The sequence below is a fragment of the Pseudarthrobacter sp. MOO13 genome (assembly GCF_058267655.1).
Genome location: NZ_CM177848.1, coordinates 2,726,246 through 2,745,969 on the forward strand (window position 1 = coordinate 2,726,246; position 19,724 = coordinate 2,745,969).

General features: G+C 68.1%; 15 protein-coding genes. 3 read left to right on the top strand and 12 right to left on the bottom strand.

Annotated features, from left to right (window positions below; all coding sequences use genetic code 11):
* Nucleotides 1-22: 22 nt before the first annotated feature.
* A complete protein-coding gene (locus tag AC4EEO_RS12595) occupies nt 23-934 on the top strand; it encodes a LysR family transcriptional regulator (RefSeq protein WP_133830281.1) in 912 nt (303 codons plus the stop codon).
* A gap of 71 nt (nt 935-1,005) precedes the next feature.
* Here AC4EEO_RS12595 and AC4EEO_RS12600 read toward each other — a convergent pair whose 3' ends face one another.
* The 5 genes from AC4EEO_RS12600 to AC4EEO_RS12620 form a co-directional block, all read right to left on the bottom strand.
* Nucleotides 1,006-1,596 (bottom strand): DUF5666 domain-containing protein, encoded by a 591-nt coding sequence (locus AC4EEO_RS12600; RefSeq protein WP_491338956.1) that lies wholly within the window; start codon nt 1,594-1,596, stop codon nt 1,006-1,008.
* A gap of 209 nt (nt 1,597-1,805) precedes the next feature.
* Nucleotides 1,806-3,314 carry an Asp-tRNA(Asn)/Glu-tRNA(Gln) amidotransferase subunit GatB gene (gatB, locus tag AC4EEO_RS12605; protein ID WP_491338957.1) on the bottom strand — a complete coding sequence of 503 codons (1,509 nt, stop codon included), beginning with the start codon at nt 3,312-3,314 and terminating at the stop codon, nt 1,806-1,808.
* A complete protein-coding gene (gene gatA / locus AC4EEO_RS12610; protein WP_491338958.1) occupies nt 3,314-4,885 on the bottom strand; it encodes an Asp-tRNA(Asn)/Glu-tRNA(Gln) amidotransferase subunit GatA in 1,572 nt (523 codons plus the stop codon). Before gatA ends, gatB begins: the two co-directional genes overlap by 1 nt.
* 2 nt (nt 4,886-4,887) lie before the next feature.
* Nucleotides 4,888-5,184 carry an Asp-tRNA(Asn)/Glu-tRNA(Gln) amidotransferase subunit GatC gene (gene gatC, locus AC4EEO_RS12615; RefSeq protein ID WP_018763018.1) on the bottom strand — a complete coding sequence of 99 codons (297 nt, stop codon included), beginning with the start codon at nt 5,182-5,184 and terminating at the stop codon, nt 4,888-4,890.
* Nucleotides 5,185-5,329: 145 nt separating this feature from the next.
* A complete protein-coding gene (locus tag AC4EEO_RS12620; protein WP_026264939.1) occupies nt 5,330-6,817 on the bottom strand; it encodes a CitMHS family transporter in 1,488 nt (495 codons plus the stop codon).
* Between the two features lie 212 nt (nt 6,818-7,029).
* Here AC4EEO_RS12620 and AC4EEO_RS12625 point away from each other — a divergent pair, with 212 nt between their 5' ends.
* Complete coding sequence (locus AC4EEO_RS12625; RefSeq protein ID WP_491338959.1) at nt 7,030-8,799, top strand: sensor histidine kinase; 1,770 nt, start codon at nt 7,030-7,032, stop codon at nt 8,797-8,799.
* A complete protein-coding gene (locus AC4EEO_RS12630) occupies nt 8,792-9,454 on the top strand; it encodes a response regulator (protein ID WP_018763015.1) in 663 nt (220 codons plus the stop codon). Before AC4EEO_RS12625 ends, AC4EEO_RS12630 begins: the two co-directional genes overlap by 8 nt.
* 13 nt (nt 9,455-9,467) lie before the next feature.
* Here the strand turns inward: AC4EEO_RS12630 and AC4EEO_RS12635 are convergent, their stop codons facing one another.
* The 7 genes from AC4EEO_RS12635 to AC4EEO_RS12665 all read right to left on the bottom strand — a co-directional run bounded on the left by AC4EEO_RS12635 (nt 9,468) and on the right by AC4EEO_RS12665 (nt 19,675).
* Nucleotides 9,468-9,848, bottom strand: a complete 381-nt coding sequence (locus tag AC4EEO_RS12635) for a RidA family protein (RefSeq protein WP_018763014.1) — start codon at nt 9,846-9,848, stop codon at nt 9,468-9,470.
* 47 nt (nt 9,849-9,895) lie between these two features.
* Nucleotides 9,896-10,399, bottom strand: a complete 504-nt coding sequence (locus AC4EEO_RS12640) for a GNAT family N-acetyltransferase (RefSeq protein ID WP_018763013.1) — start codon at nt 10,397-10,399, stop codon at nt 9,896-9,898.
* A 131-nt stretch (nt 10,400-10,530) separates the two neighbouring features.
* Nucleotides 10,531-11,340 (bottom strand): inositol monophosphatase family protein, encoded by an 810-nt coding sequence (locus AC4EEO_RS12645; protein ID WP_018763012.1) that lies wholly within the window; start codon nt 11,338-11,340, stop codon nt 10,531-10,533.
* Nucleotides 11,337-13,691, bottom strand: a complete 2,355-nt coding sequence (gene ligA, locus AC4EEO_RS12650; protein ID WP_491338960.1) for an NAD-dependent DNA ligase LigA — start codon at nt 13,689-13,691, stop codon at nt 11,337-11,339. Before ligA ends, AC4EEO_RS12645 begins: the two co-directional genes overlap by 4 nt.
* A gap of 79 nt (nt 13,692-13,770) precedes the next feature.
* Nucleotides 13,771-14,349, bottom strand: a complete 579-nt coding sequence (locus AC4EEO_RS12655; protein WP_491338961.1) for a hypothetical protein — start codon at nt 14,347-14,349, stop codon at nt 13,771-13,773.
* A 179-nt stretch (nt 14,350-14,528) separates the two neighbouring features.
* Nucleotides 14,529-18,974: a type VII secretion EssC family protein gene (locus AC4EEO_RS12660; RefSeq protein ID WP_491338962.1), complete on the bottom strand. Its 4,446-nt coding sequence runs from the start codon at nt 18,972-18,974 to the stop codon at nt 14,529-14,531.
* Nucleotides 18,971-19,675, bottom strand: a complete 705-nt coding sequence (locus tag AC4EEO_RS12665) for a hypothetical protein (protein WP_018763009.1) — start codon at nt 19,673-19,675, stop codon at nt 18,971-18,973. Before AC4EEO_RS12665 ends, AC4EEO_RS12660 begins: the two co-directional genes overlap by 4 nt.
* Nucleotides 19,676-19,724 lie beyond the last annotated feature (49 nt).

The following is a 19,724-nucleotide window of genomic DNA, read 5'->3' on the forward strand; positions in this document are numbered from 1 at the left end:
TCCTAATGTATACACTGGCGGAGTGGAAATACATCAGCTGGAAATCCTCCGCGAACTCGGGGCGCTGGGCAGCGTGAAGGCGGTGGCCGACACCCTCATGGTCACCCCGTCGGCGGTCTCCCAACAACTGGCCCACCTGCAACGGACGGTGGACGTGCCGTTGACGCGCAAGGAGGGCCGGAACCTGGTCCTGACCGAAGCCGGCCAAGTCCTCGCCGACGCCGGCGCCGCCGTCCTCAGCGCCATGGCCGATGCCCGTGGCGCGCTGGGCTCGTACCACGGTTCGCCCGCCGGCCGGGTCACCGTCAGTGGGTTCCACAGCGCCGGGCAGGCCCTCTTTGGCCCGCTGGCGCGGATGCTGGACCAGCCGGGACATCCGCGGATCGAACTCTCCGACGAGGACGTCGCCCAGCAGGACTTCCCGGCCCTCACCGCCCGGTACGACCTCGTGCTGGCGCACCGGATGGACCACAGCCCCCGCTGGCCCGCCGAGCGCGTCGCCGTGATCCCGCTGGCCCACGAGCCGCTGGACGTGGCACTCCCCGCCGGGCACCCGCTGGCCCGGCAGGACACCGTCACGGTGCACGACGTCGGCGCCGAAGCCTGGGTGACCAGCCACCCCGGCTACTCCCCCGCCGACGTGCTCTCCGCCGTCGCGGCCGTATCCAGCCGGGAACCGAACATCGTCCACCGCATCAACGACTACTCCACGGTGGCTGCCCTGGTGGCCGCGGGCGGGGTGGTGGGGCTGCTGCCCAGGTACACCGCCGGGCCGGTCCTGAATCCGGACATTGTCCTGCGCCCGCTCGAAGGCATCAGCACCCGCCGCCGGATCGACCTGCTGGCCAGGCCGGAAAACCTCAAGCGGCGTGCAGTAGTGCTGGTCTGTGAGGCCCTGGAAGACATCATGGCAGGGCTGGTGCAACAGGGGTAAGCGGGAGCTGGCTGGTGCAGGGGCGGGCACGGTGTCACGGACCCGTGGCACGCGTGGCCGGACCGGCGCAGCTACGCCCCTTCGCCATCCTGATGGTTGCCCGCACCCATCTTTTTGCCCATGCCGTGCCCACGTCCCAACCCCAGGCCCGGGCCGTCACCGGCGCCGTCGACGATCCGCTTGGCAGTGGCCTGGTCCCCGTCCTTCACGCCGGCCACGCGCACGGTGTCGCCGGCGGCGATGTCCGCCATCGATCCGGCTGCCGGCTTGCGGCCCGCACCATCGTCGGCCGCCGGAAGTTTGGTGATCCTGGTGTCCGCGTTGACAGCATAGGACTGGATGAAGCCGTCCTCGCTCTTGACGGTGATGGCGGAGTCGCTGACGGACTCCACGGTTCCGCGCTGTTCGAAGACAGTCTGGAAGGTTCCGTCGGGCTGCTTGACCACTGCCTCACCGTGGAGCGGTTGGCCATGCCGGGACTTCTGCTGCCCGGGTGCCTTTTGTTGGCCCGGTGCCTTCTGCTGTCCCGGTGCAGTCTGGGAGGGGGACGGCGTTGGCGTCCCGGTGGCCGACCACGCCAGGGCCACCCCGGTTCCGGAAAGGGCCAAGGCCACCGCCCCGGCCAGCATTGCCTTGCGCATCCTCAATGGGTCCCGGACCATGGTTGTTCCTTCCTCAGCACTGCCAAGGCATCATCGCCCTGTACCCTCCTGTGCCCTGTGGGCTCCAGTCTAGGTCCGCCACGCACGTGCGGCCACGGGTACTTTGCGGCCGGCGGCACCTGAGTACTTAAAGCCCAACCGGGCCGCAGTTGTTGTCGTTATGGATGCTCAAAACGACATCTGCTGCGACCCGGTTGGGTATCGGAGTGCTAAGCGGTGACGCCCAGCTTCTCCAGGATCAACTCCTTGACGCGTCCTGCGTCGGCCTGCCCGCGGGTGGCCTTCATGACCCCGCCCACGATCGCTCCCACGGCCTGCACCTTGCCGGCGCGGATCTTGTCCGCGACGCCGGGCTGCGCGGCCAGCGCGGCGTCGATGGCTTCCAGGAGGGGTCCGTCGTCGGACACCACGGCGAGGCCGCGCGCTTCGACGATCTCGTCCGGGGTGCCTTCGCCGGCGAGCACGCCGTCCAGCACCTGGGAGGCCATCTTGTTGTTGATCTTGCCGGCCTCCACCATGCGGCTGAGCTCCACCACGGTGGCAGCCTCGACGCCCAGCTGGCCGGGGTCCACATCGGCAGCCTTGGCGCGGCCGACGATCTCGCCCATCCACCACTTGCGGGCCACGGAGGCGGAAGCCCCGGCCGCGATGGTTTCCTCGATTTCGTCCAGGACGCCGGCGTTCACAACGTCGCGGAATTCCAGGTCGGAGTAGCCCCAGTCGGCCTTGAGCCGCTTCCGGCGCTCGGCGGGCGGCTCGGGCAGCGTGGCACGCAGTTCCTCCACCCATTCGCGCGAAGCGACCACCGGCACCAGGTCAGGTTCCGGGAAATAGCGGTAATCGTCGGCGTCGGACTTGGGCCGGCCCGAGGTGGTAGTGCGGGTGTCCTCGTGCCAGTGGCGGGTTTCCTGCACCACCGGGTTTCCGGAGTCCAGGACGGCGGCGTGGCGCTGGATCTCGTAGCGCACGGCGTGTTCCACGGCGCGCAGCGAGTTGACGTTCTTCGTTTCGGAGCGGATGCCGAAGCGTTCGCGGCCGTGCGGGCGCAGCGAGACGTTGGCGTCGCAACGGACGTTGCCGCGTTCCATCTTTGCGTCGGAAACGCCGAGGTTCTTGACGATTTCGCGGATGGCGGCCACGTACGCCTTGGCGAGCTCCGGTGCGCGCGAGCCCGCGCCCTCGATGGGCTTGGTGACAATTTCCACCAGCGGTACGCCTGCACGGTTGTAGTCCACCAGGGAGAAGTCGGCACCCTGGATGCGGCCGGTGGCGCCGCCCATGTGCGTCAGCTTTCCGGCGTCCTCTTCCATGTGCGCGCGCTCGATTTCCACCCGGAACACGGTGCCGTCGTCGAGTTCAATATCCAGGTAGCCGTCGTACGCGATGGGCTCGTCATACTGCGAGGTCTGGAAGTTCTTGGGGGTATCCGGGTAGAAGTAGTTCTTCCGGGCAAACCGGCAGGATTCGGCGATCTTGCAGTTCAGCGCCAAGCCGATCTTGATGGAGGACTCCACCGCCGTCTTGTTGACCACCGGCAGGACACCGGGCATCCCCAGGTCCACCTCGTTGACGTTGGTGTTCGGCTCGTCGCCGAAGACGTTGGGCGCGGAGGAAAACATCTTGGTCTTGGTGTTCAGTTCGACGTGGACCTCGAAGCCGAGGACGGGGTCGTACTTCTCCATGGCCTCTTCGAAGCTCAGGATTTCGTCGGTGCTCATTATTTTGCCTCCTGGGTTTCGAGGGATTCAGCGCCCAGCGCGGGAGCCTGGGCCAGCAGCGGGCCGCCCCATTTTGCTTCCAGCAAGGACTCCAGGACAGCACCCACCCGGTAGAGGCGGGCATCCTCGCGGGCGGGGGCCAGCAGCTGGATGCCCACGGGCAGGCCGTCCTCGTCCGCCAGTCCGCCGGGCAGGGACAGCCCGGGGACGCCGGCGAGGTTCGCCGGGATGGTGGCGACGTCGTTGAGGTACATGGCCAGGGGGTCGTCCAGTTTTTCGCCGAGCGGGAAGGCCGTGGTGGGGGCGGTGGGCGAGATCAGGACGTCGGCCTGCTCAAAGGCGGCCTCGAAGTCCCGCTGGACCAGCGTGCGCACCTTCTGGGCGGACCCGTAGTAGGCGTCATAGTAGCCGGCCGACAGGGCGTAGGTACCCAGGATGATGCGGCGCTTGACCTCATCGCCGAAGCCGGCGGCGCGGGTGGCGCCCATGACGCGTTCAATGGTCATGGGACCGTCTTCCGGCAGGACCCGCAGGCCGTACCGGACGCCGTCGAACTTGGCCAGGTTGGAGGAGGCCTCGGACGGCATGATCAGGTAGTAGGCGCCCAGGGCGTACTGGAAGTTGGGGCAGGAAACCTCCACGATCTCGGCGCCGGCTTCCTTGAGCAGCTCCAGGGCATCGTTGAAGCGGTTTTCGACGCCGGCCTGGTAGCCCTCGCCATGCAGTTCCTTGATGATGCCGATCCGCAGGCCCTCGACGTTGCCGGTCTTCGCTGCGGCAACAAGGTCAGCAAGCGGTTCCGGCAGGGAGGTGGAGTCGCGTGGGTCATGGCCGCCTATGACCTGGTGCAGCAGGGCGGAGTCCAGGACAGTGCGGGTCACGGGGCCGATCTGGTCCAGGGAGGAGGCCATGGCGATGGCGCCGTAGCGGGAGACACTGCCGTAAGTGGGCTTCACGCCCACGGTGCCGGTGACGGCGCCGGGCTGGCGGATGGATCCCCCGGTGTCCGTGCCGAGCGCCAGCGGGGCCTCGAAGGCAGCCACGGCCGCAGCTGAACCGCCGCCGGAGCCGCCCGGAATCCGGTCCAGGTCCCAGGGGTTGCGGGTGGGTCCGTAGGCGGAGTGCTCGGTGGAGGAGCCCATGGCGAACTCGTCCAGGTTGGTCTTGCCAAGGATCGGCATCTTGGCCGCGCGCAGGCGCTCGACGACCGTGGCGTCGTACGGGCTGTGCCAGCCTTCGAGGATCTTGGAACCGGCAGTAGTGGGCTGGCCGATGGTGACGATGAGGTCCTTGACGGCGATGGGCACGCCGGCGAGGACGTGCAGGGATTCCGCCTCCGCGCCGCCGGCGGCACGGATGGCGTCAACCTCCGCGGCGACGGCAAGGGCTTCCTCGGCGTTGACGTGCAGGAAGGCATTGACCTGCCCGTCGACGGCGGCGATGCGGTCGAGGTACGCCTGGGTGGCCTGGACGGCGGTGACCTCGCCGGCAGCCAGCTTCTCAGCGAGCTGCGCGGCGGAGAGGCGGATCAGGGTTTCGGCGCTGATGCCGGTGGAGTTCTGTTCAGTCATGGTTATGCCTCATCCAGGATGGCCGGGACCTTGAAACGGTTGTCATCGGAATCCGGAGCACCGGAGAGCGCCTGTTCCGCCGTGAAGGTGTGTCCCACGACGTCGTCGCGGAAGACGTTGGTCAGCGGGATGGGGTGGGAGGTCGCCGGGACGTCATCCCCTGCGGCCTCGCTGACGGACTTGACCGAATCGACGATAACGGCCAGTTCGCCGGCCATCCTGTCCAGCTCTTCGGCACTCATCTCGATGTGAGCGAGCCGCGCGAGATGCGCGACGTCGTCACGGTTGATCGCAGCCATGGATCTCCCCTGCAAAGTTCGAATTGTTTTCCGATCCAGTCTAGTGGGGAAACGCCGATGCCCGTCTGACATCCCCCAGCGGGCGTCAGACGGGCACCTTCGTGCCAGGCCCTGCCTCGGGGACAGGAGCACAGGCAGCTACAGACTAACCGATTCCGATGGCTCCGGTCAGCATCCCGACGCCAAGCATGACAAGGGAGATGACGGCGGTACGCCACAGGACTTTCTTGTGGTGGTCACCGAGGTCCACCTTGGCCAGCGAGACCAGCAGCAGGATGGCCGGAACCAGGGGGCTCTGCAGGTGGAACGGCTGGCCGGTGATGGAGGCCCGGGCCATGTCCGCGGCGCCGACACCATAGTGCGCGGCCGTCTCGCTGAGGACGGGAAGGACGCCGAAGTAGAAGGCGTCGTTGCTCATGAAGAACGTCATGGGGATGCTCAGCACACCGGTGATGACGGCCATGAACGGGCCCATGGAGGACGGGATGATCTGGACCAGCCAGGCGGACATGGCTTCGACCATGCCGGTGCCCTTGAGGACGCCGGTGAGGACGGCGGCGGCCATGACCATGCTGACCACGGCGACGATGGAAGGTGCGTGCGCAATGAGCTGGGCGCCCTGGTCCTTGACCTTGGGGAAGTTGACCAGCAGGGCGATGGCCGCGCCCACCATGAACACGAACGGCAGCGGGATGACGTTGGCCACGAGGACCACCATGACGGCGACGGTCAGGGCCAGGTTGAACCAGAACAGCTTGGGACGCAAGGTGCTGCGGTTCGGATCCAGGGCGGTGTCGGTGAGTCCGGCGCTGCTGTCCTCAAGGAGGATGTCCGTGCGCTCCAGCACGGCCACGGAGGATCCTGCCGGGGAGCCGCCGACGGCGGGGGCTGCTCCGCCGGGGTTGCCGCCCTTGCGTCCGGCGCGGGGCGCCGTGCCGCCGGCGGTAGTGCCGCCGTCGAACTCTTCTGCCGTGAAGGGCTCTGCCGAAGACGGGACGCCCCAAATCTCGGGAGCAACGGCACGGAGGCGGTTGCGTTCCTGAAGCCCCAGGAGCCAGGCGAAGGCGAATACCACGACCAGGCCGGCCACCAGGGACGGGATCATGGGGACGAAAACGTCGTTGACATCGATCTTCAGGGCGGTGGCGGCGCGGGCGGTGGGACCACCCCAGGGCAGGATGTTCATGGTGCCGTTGGCCAGGCCGGCCACGCAGGTGAGGACCACGGGGCTCATCTTCAGGCGCAGGTAGACCGGCAGCATGGCGGCGGTGGTGAGGATGAAGGTGGTGGACCCGTCGCCGTCCAGCGACACGGCGGCCGCGAGGATGGCGGTGCCCAGGACCACCTTGGCGGGGTCGTTGCCCAGCTTGCGGAGGATGAACTTCACCAGCGGGTCAAAGAGCCCGACGTCGATCATCAGGCCGAAGTAGATGATGGCGAACATCAGCAGGGCCGCGGTGGAGGTCATGGACTTCATGGAGTCCATGACCATGTCGCCGATGCCCAGGCCGGCGCCGGCAAAGAGGCCAAAAACGGTGGGGACAATGATCAACGCCAGCACTGGCGTCAACTTCTTCGTCATGATCAGCACCATGAAAACCGCGATCATGGCGAATCCAAGTATTACCAGCACAGCCGGCTCCTTCTTGTGAACAGCGGCACACCGGTGTGACGCGTGCTACAGACTGTAGGGTGGCGTCCGTCACGGCGGTGCCTTTGGTTCAATTGATTGGCATACTGCTTATTGGGAGCATTTTGCTCATTGTGCTCACGCTGTGTCGGCGCCTGGCGGCAGCCGATACGGTTGAGCCATACCCGTCGCGCCACACCCGTCAAGGAGGATGAATGCAGCGTCCCGCGCCCCGGCAGCCGCTGCGCTTTTCCACCCAGACACTCTTGCTGCAGGTGGCCGTCGTTCTCCTGGTGGTCCTCCTGAGCGCCACGGTGCATGCCTGGCTGACGTATGACCGGGTGGGCAGCGACGCGGAGAACCAGGCCCTGACGCTGGCCCGGACCGTCGCATCCGATCCGGAGGTCAGGGCAGACGTACTGGCCATCAGCGAACAGCCCGGCACTCCCCCGCCGGCCGCGCTCCTCGCGGGTCCGCTGCAGGCCTCCGCAGAGGCCGCACGGACCAGGACCGGCGCCCTGTTCGTAGTGATCACCGACGAAACCGGGATCCGGCTGGCCCACCCGGATCCGCAGCGGCTCGGCGAGAAGGTGAGCACGGACCCGTCCGAGGCGCTGTCCGGGCAGGAAATCACCACCCGGAACACGGGAACCCTTGGCCCTTCCGCCGGAGCAAAGGTTCCGGTGTATGCCCCCGGCACCGCGACGGTGGTGGGTGAGGTGAGCGTGGGCTACTCCATGGAAACCGTGGCCCAGAGCGTGAGCCGCGACATCGGCCCGGTGGCCCTGACCGCCGCCGGCGCACTGCTGGCCGGAGTCCTGGGATCCTTCCTGCTGCGCCGCCGCCTCCAGCGGCTCACCCTGGGCCTGGAACCGGAAGAGATCAGCACGCTGGTCCACGACCAAGTGGCAGTGCTGCAGGGCGTGGACGACGGCGTCATCGGCGTCCGTGCCGACGGCCGGGTCAGCGTGTTCAACGCCGCGGCGCAGCGCCTGCTCGATTTGCCCGACCTGTCCGGGACACGGTGGGAGGACGCCCCCGTTCCCGCCCAGCTGAAGTCACTCACCAGCCCCGCCCCCGTGGCCGCCGCTCCGCGGTTGGCTGCCGCCGGACCGGAAGGGAATGCCACGGGGCCGGATGCCCTGGAACTGGTGGCGGGCGGCCGGGTCCTGGTGGTCAATGCCCGCAAGGCGCTGCACCGCCGGGAGGACTTGGGCTGGGTGATCATGCTCCGCGACCGCACAGAGCTGCAGGAGCTCACCCGGCAGCTGGACGCCGTGGGCACCATGTCCACGGCCCTGCGCGCCCAGCGGCACGAGTTCGCCAACCAGCTGCACACCCTGGCCGGTTTCCTGGGCATCGGGCAGCACCAGGAGGCCCGTGACTACCTGGCCGGGCTGGCCGCCACCGGTCCGCTGAAGTTCCCCGTGGACCAGGCCGAACTGCTTCAGGACCCCTACCTGCAGGCGTTTGTGGGGGCCAAGGGCGTGGAAGCGGACGAACGCGGCGTCGCCCTCCGCATCGGGCCCGAAACCCTGGTCCGCGGCCAGGTCACGGAGGCCCAGGATGTGACCACGGTGCTGGGGAACCTGATCGACAACGCCGTCAACGCCGCCGTGGTAGGATCCTCGACGGACCGCTGGGTTGAGCTCGAGGTGCTGGATGAGCCGGGCGACGACGGCGGGACGCTGCACATCGTGGTGGCGGACTCGGGCGACGGGCTGGCGGACGGAACCGATCCCGAAGGCGTCTTCGTAGAAGGATTCACCACCGCTGCGGGCCCGGTGCGTGCCGGTGGCGGGCAGGGCTTCGGCCTGGCCCTGGCCCAGCAGCTGGCACGCCGCCGAGGCGGCGACGTCAAAGTACTGGATCGCGGCACCGCCGGCGGGCCGGGCGCCGTCTTCATGGCGGTCCTCCCGCACACGACGGCGGGAAACCCTGCCGCGAAGACCCCCGGGGCAGCCGGAAAGGACAACAATGGCTGATGATTTTCGGGTCCTGATCGTGGACGACGACTTCCATGTGGCCAAGCTGCACGCAGCCTACGTGGACTCCGTGGCCGGGTTCCTGGCCCTGGCCCCCGTTGGCACGGCCTCGCTTGCACTGCAGGCCATCCACAGCCTGCGCCCGGACCTGGTGCTGCTGGATGTCTACCTCCCCGATGCGTCCGGCCTGGACTTGCTGCAGCAGCTGGATGTGGACACGATCATCCTCAGCGCCGCCTCGGATGCCGCCTCCGTCCGGGTGGCGTTCCGCCGGGGCGCCTTGGGGTACCTGCTCAAGCCCTTCACCGCTGAGTCGCTGTCCCAGCAGCTTCGTTCCTATGCCAGGTACCGGCGCCTCCTGGGCCAGGCCGGGGCCCTGGACCAGGAGGCCGTGGAACGCGCAAAACGGTCGCTGATCCCCGGGGACGTCACGTCGTCGTCGAAACCCCGCTCGGCAACCGAAGCCGCGGTGCTGGAATCACTGGCTCCGGGCGAACAGTATTCCGCCGCCGAGGTGGCCGCCCGGGTGGGCGTCTCCCGCGCCACGGCGCAGCGCTACCTGTCGTCGCTGGCCGACGACGGCGCCGTGGACATCCAGCTGCGCTACGGCACCACGGGCAGGCCGGAACACCGCTACGGCCTGCCGGCAAGGTAGGGCAGGGAGAGCGTCAGGCAGCTTTCCGGGCGACCAGTTCGATCTCGACGAGCATGTTCGGGTCAAGGAACGGCAGCACATGGACCAGGGAGAGGGTGGGGCGGATCTCGCCGAATACTTCGCCGTGTGCCCGGCCGGCCTCTTCCCATTTGCTGATGTCCGTCAGGTACAGCTTGGACTGCACCACATCTTCGTACGCGAAGCCGGCGTCGGCCAGGACCTTGCCGAGCTTCTGCAGGATGTACTGGGTCTGCGTGTAGAAGTCGTCTCCCACGATTCCGTCGTCGCCGCTGGCCGCGGTGGCGGAGATGTAGAGGGTGTTGTCCACCTGGACGGCGCGGGAATAGCCGAGCGTCTGCTCCCAGACGGAGCCGGTGCCGAAGGTTTTACGCATGGGTGGGCCTTTCAAAGCTGGAATGGGTCGCCACCACTGTAGGGCCGCTACAGGTCGCGCCGGTAAACCAGCAGTTTTGTGTCGGTTCCGGGAACGAACCAGTCCCGTTCAGGCACCCGGTGGAAGCCGGTCCTGCGGTACAGGCCATGCGCGCTTTCCCAGTCTTTCCCCGTGGTCAGTGCCACCGCACGGATACCCGGCAGGGTTCGGGCATGGCTGATGATGGCTTCCACCATGGCGCGTCCGGCGCCGCTGCGCTGGACGGCAGGGTCCACCACCAGCATCCGGAATTCCAGTTCGTCCGGCAGGGCAATGTCAGCGTACGGTTCACCGGCAAGTGCCAGGGTGACCGAGCCAATGACCGACCCCTCCCGTTCAGCCACCCAGATGGTGGCCTGCTCCGCGCGCGCCGCAACGTCCATGACCTTGACCATGTACGGGTGGGCGGCGTCGTCGAAGTACCCTGCGGCGAGGTAGGAGTCGCCGGTGATGCGGGCGACGTCGCCGAAGTCGGCTTCGACGGCGGGACGGATGGTTAGCTGCGGCTGCACCCGTCAATGGTAGTGGCGGTTCGGGTCCCCGCGGGCCCAAACGGGGCTTTCCGTGATCGAACTATCAGTACCGGGAGGAGTTACCGCCGCACCCAGGCCGGCCGGCGGACAGCGCGCTTGGCTCGGTACACCTAGAGCGGAAACTTTCCTGACAGTTCCAGCCCGGCCGCGCAGGTCCAGGCGTCCAGGCGTTCGTCGTCGGAGGGACCGCCGTCGAGCGGACTGGTCAACCGCGGCCGGCGCACCCAGCAGCCTGCTTCCTCTGCGATCAGGGCACCGGCCGAGAAATCATGCTCGTTCAGGCCGCGTTCGCCGTAGGCGTCGTGTGTCCCGTCCGCCACCATGCACAGGTCCAGGGCAGCGGAGCCGAGCCGCCGCACGTCGGCGAAGCCATCCATCAGCGTGGCGAACGCTGCCGCCTGCTCGGAGCGGACGGCCGGCTCGTAGCTGAACCCGGTGGCCAGGATCTGCCCGGTACGGCCCGAAACCGGCCCTTCCAGCCGGGTGAGCGTTCCCCGCTCCTCCAGCCACGCGCCCTGGCCGCGGGCGGCGTAGTACACCCGCCCCAAGGCTGGGGCGTTGACGACGCCGGCCTGCCAGACGCCGTCGGCATCGGCCACTGCCACGGAGGTGGCGTAGTAGACGATGTTGCGGATGAAGTTGGTGGTTCCGTCCAGGGGATCGATGGACCAGCGGTACCCCGTGGATTCAGCGGGGCGCGTCGTTCCCTGTTCCTCCCCGGTGACAATATCGCCAGGGCGGGCGGCGGCGATCACGGCGCGCACGGCGTCCTCGGCGGCGATGTCGAAGGCAGTGACCCAGTCCCCGGCCGCACCCTTGTTGTTGGGGTCCAGGGCGTTGCCGTCACGGCCGGACAGTACCTGCGCACCGGCCGCGGCGGCCTGGCGGGCCACATCCAACAGTTCAGACGCGGATGTCATGCGCTTTCCTCCACAGTGGTGTCGTCGGGCGTGTTGTGGCGGGCGCTGCCTTGGTCCGGGCTGCCTTGGTCCGCGGCGTGGTGGTCCGCGGCGTCGGCGTCCGGTGTGGTGCCGTCGGGTGCGGCGTCGCCCAGGGCTGCCGGCCCGCCGTCGAGCAGCTGCCTGAAGCCGTCCTCATCCAGCACCCGGATCCCCAGCTGTTCGGCCTTGTCCAGCTTGCTCCCGGCGCTTTCCCCCGCCACCACGTAGCTGGTGTTCTTGGAAACGGAGCCCGCGGCCTTGCCGCCGCGCAGCAGGATGGCTTCCTTGGCTTCGTCGCGGCTGAAGTTGGGCAGCGAGCCCGTCACCACCACGGTGAGGCCCTCCAGGGTCCGCGGCATGGACTCGTCCCGTTCGTCCTCCATGCGGACGCCCGCAGCCGCCCAACGGTCCACGATCTCCACGTGCCAATCTTCGGCGAACCACTCTTTGAGTGCGGCGGCGATGGTAGGTCCTACGCCGTCAACGTGGGCGAGCTCCTCCTCGCTGGCTGCCCGGATGCGGTCCATGGTGCCGAAGGCCTGCGCCAGGGCGCGTGACGCCCGCGGGCCCACGTGCCGGATGGACAGCGCCACCAAGACCCGCCACAAGGGCTGCGTCTTGGCCTTCTCCAGTTCCTTGAACAGTTTCTGGGTGTTGGCGGTTGGCTTGGATGGCGATTTGGCGGTGCCCTTGCTGTAGAAGTACGGCACCAGCTCGAACTCCCCGGTGGGGACGCCCTTGGACTTCTTCTCCCGGCGGATCCGTACCTCGGCCAGGTCCTCGGGGGTGAGGTCGAACAGCCGTGCTTCGGACGTGAGCGGAGGCACTTCAGGTTCGGCCGGCTGGGTCAGGGCGATGGCCGCTTCCCAGCCCAGGGCCTCAATGTCGAACGCGCCCCGGCCGGCCACGTGGAATACCCGCTCGCGGAGCTGGGACGGGCAGGACTTGGAGTTGGGGCAGCGGACGTCCACGTCGCCCTCTTTGGCGGGGGCCAGCGGGGTTCCGCAGGAGGGGCATTCGGCGGGCATCACGAAGTCCCGGACCGGCGGATCCTGCTGGTCCCGGAGGGCCAGGACCGGGCCAACGATCTCGGGGATGACGTCCCCTGCCTTCCGCAGGATGACGATGTCGCCGATCTTCACGCCCTTGGCTTTCACCACGTCCTGGTTGTGCAGCGTGGCCATTTCCACGGTGGATCCGGCCACCTTGACCGGCTCCATGACGCCGAAGGGGGTTACGCGGCCGGTGCGGCCCACATTGACCTGGATGTCCAGCAGCTTGGTGTGGACTTCCTCGGGCGGGTATTTGTAGGCCACCGCCCAGCGGGGAACGCGGGTGGTGTTGCCCAAGGCGCGCTGGGTGGCGAAATCGTCCACCTTGATCACGATGCCGTCGATTTCGTGGAGCAGCTTGTGGCGCTGGTCCCCGTACCGCTGGATGAAACCCAGAACGTCGTCGCGGGCCGCCAGCACCTCGAAGTACGGGCTGACGGGCAGGCCCCATTCTTTGAGCTGATGGTAGGTTTCCGACTGGCTGCGCGCTTCAAGCCCCTCTCGGGCGCCGATGCCGTGCACGAACATTTTCAGGGGCCGCTTTGCGGTTTCGGCGGGGTCCTTCTGCCGCAATGAACCCGCCGCCGCGTTGCGGGGGTTCGCCAGCGGGGCCTTGCCGGCCTCGATCAGGGCGTCGTTGAATTCGGCGAACGCCTTGGAGGGAATGAAGACCTCGCCGCGTATTTCCATCTCGGCGGGAAAGCCGCTGCCGTGCAGTTCCTGCGGGATTTCCTTGATGGTGAGCAGGTTGTGGGTGATGTCCTCGCCGGTGGCACCGTCGCCGCGGGTGGCCGCGCGCACCAGCTTTCCGTCCCGGTACAGGAGGTTGACGGCGAGGCCGTCGATCTTGAGTTCAGTCAGCCATGCTGCTTTGGTGCCGCCGTCACCGATCTTCGCGATGCTTGCCTCCGCCCGGTTGAGCCAGGCTTCGAGTTCCTCAAGCGAGAAGACGTCCTCCAGGCTGTACATCCGCTGCAGATGCTCCACCGGGGCGAATGCGGCGGAAACCTCGCCGCCGACTTCCTGGGTTGGCGAGTCATTGGCCACCAGTTCCGGGTGCAGGGCCTCAATCTCTTCCAGGCGGCGGAAGAGGGTGTCGAACTCGGCGTCCGAGACCAGGGGCGCATCCTCCTGGTAGTAGGCGAACCGGTACTTCCGCACCAGGTCCGCGAGGTTTTCGTATTCCTCGCGGAGGGCTTCGGTGGGGATGGCCTCGGGCTCGTGCGGGGCCGCGGTCCGGGCGGCGGTCTGTTCTGCGGGTCCTGGTCCTGTACTCACAGACCTATCTTGCCCTACCCCTCCGACGATTTCCTTGGCAGGGCGGCGCGGCACGGGACAGGGCGGCGCGGAGCCGGCGTCAGTGCGACCGGAGCCGGTTGCGGTTCCACCAGGCGAACGCGCCGGCCGCTATGGCCAACAGCACCGTTCCCAGTGCGATGGGGAGGAGCGCCGGGCCGCCGGGGCCTTCGCCCCGGGCGGGAGAAACGGCAGCCAGCTGGGTTGGCGCCGCAGACCGGGTGACCGGGCTGTTCCAGTCCACCCCGCTGGAAGGACCGGTGGGCGGGCGGTACCCGGCGTCGGCCGATGGGACTGCGGTTGGCGCGCCGTCGGATGCTGCTTCCGCGTCTGCAGCCGGCACCGAAGCGTCGGCTGGTGGCGCGGTGGCGGCCGGGGGCCCGGCGGGCTGTGGCGGCTGGACCGGAGCTTCGGCGGCGGGAGGCGCGGGCTGGGCGGTCGGCGGTACGGGGTCCTTGGACTTGCGCGGCCGCCCGGTTTGGCCGGTGTCCGGACTGCTGGCAAGGACGGGCAGGCAGAGCAGCCCGCAGTCCGGCGTCGTTTGGGTTCCCGACACCTGGGTGGATGAAGGCTGGGCAGGTGAGGCCAGGGGGGCGGCGGCCGCCGCCCCGGCCGGGAAGATGCCGAGGGCCAATGCCATGACAGCTGCTGTTGCCGTCGTCGAAACAGTGCGGAGAACCGGTGCGGACGGGGCCATTGCTACCTTTCGCTGCGCGCAGTCCCCCCACCGCGGCTTTCTGGTGTCCCCGGTAGTCTTCTACAGCGCCGTGCGGGGCCGCAAATCCGCGGCTGCGGCGGCCCCGCACATCTCCGGGCTGCTCAGTCCCGGTTTTCGGGCGGCAACGCCACCTGGATCTTCCGTGCCTTGCCGCGTCCCACCACGTAGCCCCGGCCGGGAATGAAGTCCGGGCTGACCCGGCCCAGGGAGGTGTTGAGCAGGCCGTCCCCTTCGATATCCCCGGGGTTGAGCAGCAGTCCCCGCCGGCCGGATTTGAAGGGCTGGGCAAGCTGCCAGGCCGAGGACCAGGTGGAGGACTCGGACTCGCCGATCACCCACTGGTCTGCCTTGAGGGACGCCGTGACCAGCTGGGCAATGCCGGATTCGGCGATGGTGTCCGTGAACTCGGTGAGGCCCTCGATGAAGATGGCCACCGAACCGGGGTTTCCGGTTGAGTGCTCCACCAGGTCCTCCACCACCTCGGCGAGATCATCCGGGCCCACCACGGAACGGTTCCAGATGGGCAGGGACGCGACGGCGGAGCGGCGGGAGCCGAGGTAGATCAGCTCGGTGGCGGGGTTGGACCGGCGCAGCGCGTAGGCCAGGGTGACCAGTGCAACGGTACGCCCGGACCCTGGCGGGCCCGCCAGGAGCAGCGGGCCGCGGGCCATGACCTCGGCCGGCTGCAGCGATTCGTCGTCCACGCCGATGACGGGCAGGTCCGGGCTGCCGGCGGGCAGGACGTCCAGGTCCACTTGGTCCGGGAGCCGTTCGATTCCGGGGGCGGTGTCCAGGCCCTGGCGCTGCATGGCTTCGCTGAGTTTGTGGACTTCGCGGGCCTGCAGGGCCAGGTTCGAGTTACCGCCCAGGACTGCCAGCTGGACTTCGAGGCCGTCGAGGAGACCGCGCCCAGGGGGCGAGGTGGCGGTAAGGACGTCCCTGGGCACATCCAGGGAGATGTAGTCGTCCTCGGAGGACAGTCGCAGGACCAGCCTGCGCTGGATCGAGGCCAGCAGGGAGGCCGGCACGGCGTTTGGCCGGTCGCCCGTCACCACCAGGTGGATGCCCAGGGTGCGGCCGTCGGTGGCCAGCTGGAGGAAGATGTCCCACAGTCCGGAGAGCTTGCTGTGCTCGTATGCCTCACGGAACGCCGACATGCCGTCCACCAGCACGAAGATCCGCTTCTCGTCCGGCCGGTTCGCGAGCTTCCGGTATTCGACGATGGTGGACGCACGTACCTCGGCGAACTGCGCTGACCGCAGCTCGGCGATGTCGCGCAGGAGCCGCAGCAGGCGCCCCACGCGTTCGACGTCGTCGCCGTTGATGATTTCACCGACGTGCGGAAGCTCCTCGAGCATCCGCAATCCCGCGGAGCCGCAATCGATGCCGTAAACGTGGACCGGTCCGCCGCGCGGAGTCACCGCGGCGGCAATGGCGATGCCCCGCAGTGCGGCCGACTTGCCGGAGCCGCCCGTGCCGTAAATGGCCATGTTGCCGTCCCTGTCCGGTTCGTAGAACACGGTGGGCTGCTCCTGGTGCACGGGGTCGTCGGCAACGCCCAGCAGCAGCTGTTCGTCCGTGCGGGGATTAGGCAGCTTGGAGAAGTCGTAGGTCTTGGCCAGCTCATCCAGCCACGGCTTGCGGGGCGCCCTGATGTCCAGCGAGTCCGCCGCGTGCACGATCGTGGACGTCATCCGTGCAATGTCATTGGGGCCGGCAGGCTCCTGCGCCAGGGGCTTGTCGGGCGCGGGCGCCTCCCAGCTGGGACCGGAACCGAAGGCCATCTCCACGATGTCAATCTGCGGCCGCTGCGGCTTGTCCGTGGTCCAGCCGCCCGCGTAACCGGTTTGGAACCCTTGGATCCTGCCCGGGCCGGTCTTGGCTGCGCCACGGCCCGGGATGGCGGGATCGAAATAGGCAGCGTCCGGGACGCCCAGGATGTCCGTGGCGTCCTCCTCGTCGGCCATGCGGAGGGCCACGCGAAGGTTGGTGTTGGCGCGGAGGTTGTCCTTGATGACACCGGCCGGCCGCTGGGTGGCCAGGATGAGGTGCAGGCCCAGGGACCGTCCACGGGCCGCCACGTCCACCACGCCGTCAACGAACTCGGGAACCTCGTTGGCCAGGGCGGCGAACTCGTCCACGATGATGATCAGGTAGGGCGGTGCGTCCGGGTCGGCTTCCCGCTGCAGTGCCAGCAGGTCCTTGGCCTTCTTCCGGTTCAGCAGCTGTTCGCGGTAGTGCAACTCGGCGCGCAGGGACGTCAGGGCCCGGCGCACCAGGTGCGGGGAAAGGTCGGTGACCAGTCCCACGGTGTGCGGCAGGTTGATGCAGTCCGCGAACGCGGCGCCGCCCTTGTAGTCGACGAACAGGAAGCTCACCCGGTCCGGGCTGTAGGCGGCGGCCATGCCCATGACCCAGGACTGCAGGAACTCGGACTTTCCTGCACCGGTGGTACCGCCCACCAGGGCGTGCGGGCCTTCATTCTTCAGGTCGAGGTAGAGCGGTTCGACGCCTTTGGAACCCACGAGTGCGCGGAGGGTGCCGTTGTCCTTGCGGTTCGCCACGGCGGTGGCGTGTACGGAGTTGTTTTCGGTCCAGCGCTCGGCCACCGCCTGCGGGTTGTCCAGGAAGTCCTTGCCGATCAGGGTGGCGTAGGAAACGGCCCGCGGCAGGTCGGAGTCGTCGTTGACCGGCTTGCCCACATCCACCACGGGAGCCAGCATCCGCGCGAGCTGGGCCGCCAGCTCCGCGTCCACGCTCTCACAGCTGACCGGGTAGGTGTGCCGGCCCAGGCGCACCTGTCCGGTGGTGGTGCCGTGCTCGCCGTCCACCACCATGAAGTCGCGGCAGGCGGCCGGCAGCGCCTGGATGTCCGTGGCCACCCACAGGACGTGGACGCCGGCGTCGGGTCCCCGCTCGGCCAGCCGGGTCAGCCGGCCGCGGTCGACGGGCGCGTCATCCTCCACGACCACCAGCACGGCGGGCAGGACAGGCTCTTCGAGGTCGTGCTTGTCGGGGTCGATGCCCGGGCGCAGCTCCGGGCCCGACCGCTTGGCCGCGGCTTCGCGGGCGTCCACCAGGTCCTCAAGCCGGGCCAGCAGGGAGGATCCGCCGGCCGAGCCCGCCGCAAGGTGGTCCCCGCCCAGCGGGCTGTGGCCGGAGCCGACGTGCGGCAGCCACTGCAGCCAATCCCAGCGCCCGCGCGACTGGGCGGATGTGATGGCGGTGAGGACAACCTCGGCCGGGGAATGCAGGCCTACCAGTTGCAGCACCATTCCCCGGGCCACATCGTCCACCAGGCCGCGGGCACCGGCGATGCCCAAGGCACCGGAGGTCCGCAGCTGGGAGACAACCGGAACGCCTTCGATCTCGCTGAACTGCTTGATGCAGTCTTGGATTTCGCGGCTGTACTGTACTTCGGTGTCATTGCTGGAGGGTTCCTCCAGCGGGACCCGGGACGGCGCCGTTCCCAGCCCAAACCGGAGGCCCAGGAACGAGGAATGCTCCGGGCGGTGGGTCCACAGCAGCGGGCCCAGCTTATAGATGGCATCCACCGTGTCACTGACCGACGGTGCTTCCTGCAGCCGGACAGCCCGCTCCACCTGCTGCAGTTCCGTCAGGTCCTGCCGGAACGCCGCCATGGACGCCCGGAACTGCTTGAGCTGCTCCTTCTGCTGCTTCCTGGTCCGCATCTTCTGGTCCACGTAATGGCCCACGATGAACAACGGCATCATCAGCATGAACACCATGGACAGCACGTTTTGCGTGACCGCGAAGATCACGGCGCCCATCATCAGCGGCGCCACCAGCATGATGTACGGGAAGGGGTGGTCTTCGGGGCGTTTGGGGCCGGAGGGCAGGACCCGTTTGGGCACCTCGAAGCGGGGCACCACCCGCGGGGAACGGTTGAAGTCCACCAGGGGCGACGTCGGCGCTGCCGCATGGTTGTGGCCCAGCGGAACCACGGTGACCGTGGTGTCCCCCAGCGTCACCGTGTCGGAGGAGTTCAGGGTTGCGCGCGTGACGGGAAGTCCGTCCATCAACAGGCCGTTGGCGGAGTTCGTGTCCACGATCTCGATGCCCTCTGCCACGGTGATACGGGCATGCCGCTTGGAGGTGAGGGGGTCCGTGAGGCGGATATCGACGTCCCGGTCCCGGCCGATGTAGCTGGTGCCGGTGGGCAGCGAAAATTCGCGGCCGACGTCGGGCCCTGACAGGACACGCAAGGTGGCCGCAGCCGGTCCGCGGCCGGCGCCGGGCTCATGGAATTGCTCGCTGACCTGGGCCAGCGATACCACCGAGCCGGGGCGCAGGCCTGATTCGAGCAGGTTGTCCTGGCGGGCCAGGACATTTCCGCTGATGCCGGCACCGACGAACGCTTCATCGATGCGCAGCGAGAGGTTCTCCGGAGGGGGCGTTCCTTTCCGGTCCGGATCAGCAGCCCACAACACGGTGGCGATGTCGGCCACGGTGGCCAGGCCGTCCACCGTGACGGCCAGATCCTTGGCGTCGGCGGGCTCGCGGCGGAGTGTCAGGCGGATCCTCATCCTTCGTCCACGCCCCTCATCTTCTCCAGCAGGTACAGGTCATCGGGTGTTACCAGGTGCGTGGTGACGGCGTGCTCCACCAGCCGGGCACGGCGGTTGGTGGCCAGTTTGCCGCCGCCTCCGCGCAGCCCGACGACGCCCACCCTGTCCAGCTTGTCGCAGACGTTGTCCAGCTTCCGGTTGAAGCGGGTCAGCGCCCAGCCCAGCGTCTTCGCGGCCGCGGCCGAGGACGGAATGGTGCTGAAGCCGGTGCCTTCGCGCCGGAGGACCGGCTCGGCGAGCGCCACGATCAGGGCCTTCTGGGCATCCGTGAAGACCACCGGTCCAATCGTCGTGTCGCCGCCGCTGCTGTCCTCACGGGCTTCCTGCCGGAAGGACGGCGTCTTCAGGTGCACGGCGAACTCATAGGTGGTCGGGCCGGCCGTAAAAATAATGTTCGTGTGGCTGAACACCAGCGGGATCCGGGCGCCGGGGGAAAGCCACGCCTGCATGCCACCGGAAGCGTCGGCCACCGTGGCGGAGAGCATGCTGCCGACGTTGCTGAGCCACCAGATGCCGTCGTAGCGGGCAACCTGCAGGAACTGCCGGTGCAGGTACGGGTTGTCGTCCACTTCAAGGTCGCCTTCGCGGCCGATGTTGAAGATGTCCTCGTCGGATGGCTCGTACCATTCGCCACAGAAATCTATTGCTAGATCCCCCATGATCTGTGCCTCCTCAAGGCAGAAGTGTTGCGGTAACCGTCAGTGCTGG

What these genes read in the sequence shown, in the direction of transcription:
- AC4EEO_RS12600 (WP_491338956.1), bottom strand. Translation starts at nt 1,596, where the DNA reads ATGGTCCGGGACCCATTGAGGATGCGCAAGGCAATGCTGGCCGGGGCG.
- gatB (WP_491338957.1), bottom strand. Translation starts at nt 3,314, where the DNA reads ATGAGCACCGACGAAATCCTGAGCTTCGAAGAGGCCATGGAGAAGTAC.
- gatA (WP_491338958.1), bottom strand. Translation starts at nt 4,885, where the DNA reads ATGACTGAACAGAACTCCACCGGCATCAGCGCCGAAACCCTGATCCGC.
- gatC (WP_018763018.1), bottom strand. Translation starts at nt 5,184, where the DNA reads ATGGCTGCGATCAACCGTGACGACGTCGCGCATCTCGCGCGGCTCGCT.
- AC4EEO_RS12625 (WP_491338959.1), top strand. Translation starts at nt 7,030, where the DNA reads ATGCAGCGTCCCGCGCCCCGGCAGCCGCTGCGCTTTTCCACCCAGACA.
- AC4EEO_RS12630 (WP_018763015.1), top strand. Translation starts at nt 8,792, where the DNA reads ATGGCTGATGATTTTCGGGTCCTGATCGTGGACGACGACTTCCATGTG.
- AC4EEO_RS12635 (WP_018763014.1), bottom strand. Translation starts at nt 9,848, where the DNA reads ATGCGTAAAACCTTCGGCACCGGCTCCGTCTGGGAGCAGACGCTCGGC.
- AC4EEO_RS12645 (WP_018763012.1), bottom strand. Translation starts at nt 11,340, where the DNA reads ATGACATCCGCGTCTGAACTGTTGGATGTGGCCCGCCAGGCCGCCGCG.
- AC4EEO_RS12655 (WP_491338961.1), bottom strand. Translation starts at nt 14,349, where the DNA reads ATGGCATTGGCCCTCGGCATCTTCCCGGCCGGGGCGGCGGCCGCCGCC.
- AC4EEO_RS12660 (WP_491338962.1), bottom strand. Translation starts at nt 18,974, where the DNA reads ATGAGGATCCGCCTGACACTCCGCCGCGAGCCCGCCGACGCCAAGGAT.
- AC4EEO_RS12665 (WP_018763009.1), bottom strand. Translation starts at nt 19,675, where the DNA reads ATGGGGGATCTAGCAATAGATTTCTGTGGCGAATGGTACGAGCCATCC.